The sequence below is a fragment of the Citrobacter sp. TBCS-14 genome (assembly GCF_005280805.1).
GTDB classification, from domain to species: domain Bacteria; phylum Pseudomonadota; class Gammaproteobacteria; order Enterobacterales; family Enterobacteriaceae; genus Citrobacter; species Citrobacter gillenii.
In genome coordinates, this window is sequence record NZ_SZWM01000771.1 from 1 (window position 1) to 1411 (window position 1411).

Below are 1411 nucleotides of genomic sequence, written 5' to 3' on the forward strand. Positions count from 1 at the left end.
TTGAGTAACGCTTCGCTGTCACGAGCCAGCGTAGCAGGATTACAGGATACATAAACAACGCGACCCGGTTTTAATTTTATAATATGTTGCATCACGCCTGCAGCACCTGCACGCGCGGGATCGAGTAAAACTTTGTCAAATCTGTTCTTTGCCCACGGCTGCCGGGTGACATCCTCCTCAAGATTCTCATGAAAGAATGTCACATTGTGTAATCCGTTATTCAGGGCGTTCTCGCGGGCTTTATCCACCAGCGCAGGCACGCCTTCAACGCCCACCACGCTTGCCGCACGGGTTGCTAGCGGCAGCGTGAAGTTACCCATGCCGCAAAACAGATCGAGCACCCGATCTTCAGGTTGTACATCCAGCCATTCCAGCGCTCGGGCAACCATCTGTTGATTTACCCCAGCATTCACCTGGATAAAATCGCGCGGGCTGAAGGTTAAACGTAGCCCATTTGAGTCATACCAGGGTGATTCTCCTGAAACGCGTTCCAGTATCTCGCTTTGCGGGGCCAGAAACAAAGACAGTCCCTGAGAATGCGAAAAGCATTCCAGTTTTTCTTTATCAGCAGTATTTAGCGGCGACGTATGGCGCAAAATCATCACCGTGCCGTTGCCAGCCTGCACTAATTCAACATGGCCAAGATGGCGTAACCCTTGCAGACTTTCCAGGCATGCCCTGATATCGGGCAGCAGCGCCTCAAGTTGGGGCACCAAAACGGGGCACTGCTTCACGTCGATAATGTCACTGGCGCCAGATTTACGAAACCCCATCTGCAACTGCTTTTCTTTCGCCCGATAGTTCAGGCTTAAACGCGCACGACGGCGATAGCCCCATGGCGTGTCGGCAATAACCTCTGACACTTCACATTTCATTAAGCGTGACAGCGCCGCGCTTTTGCTACGTTGCTGTAAAGAAATGCTGGCATGCTGCTGCTGGCAGCCACCACATACGCCAAAGTGTGGGCAACGTGGCACTTCACGGTCTGGGCTGCCGTTTAAACGACGTTTGACTTGCGCGCGGGCGAACTGTTTTTTATCTTCGGTAATTGCCACCTCAGCGCTTTCCTGGGGCAGTAATTCCGGTATAAACAGGGTCTTCCCGTTATGGCGAGCGACGCCCTGACCAAAAGGATCGAGGTCATTGGCGGTAACGGTTATGATCTGACGCGTCGTCACGCGTCGTTTTGCAGAGTAGAATTGCGCCATCGACGAGAGTTTTCTCTATTTAACAGTGTGACCCTAATTGTCCCATAACGGAACTCCATGACCAACTACAGCCTGCGCGCTCGCATGATGATTCTGATCCTGGCACCGACCGTCCTGATAGGTTTGCTGCTCAGTATCTTTTTTGTTGTGCATCGCTATAACGACTTGCAGCGTCAACTGGAAGATGCTGGTGCCAGCATCAT

The 1411-nt window shown here is 52.2% G+C and carries 2 protein-coding genes; one reads left to right on the plus strand and one right to left on the minus strand.

Features of this window, described 5'->3' with window-relative positions; all coding sequences use genetic code 11:
- Nucleotides 1-1208, minus strand: a 1208-nt coding sequence (gene rlmD, locus FDX22_RS21200) for a 23S rRNA (uracil(1939)-C(5))-methyltransferase RlmD (RefSeq protein ID WP_146717732.1), incomplete at its 3' end; no start/stop codon positions are given.
- A gap of 57 nt (nucleotides 1209-1265) precedes the next feature.
- On the opposite strand from rlmD, the gene FDX22_RS31695 reads away from it, so the two are divergent.
- The coding region (locus FDX22_RS31695) for a hypothetical protein (protein WP_186805404.1) at nucleotides 1266-1411 on the plus strand (146 nt) is incomplete at its 3' end.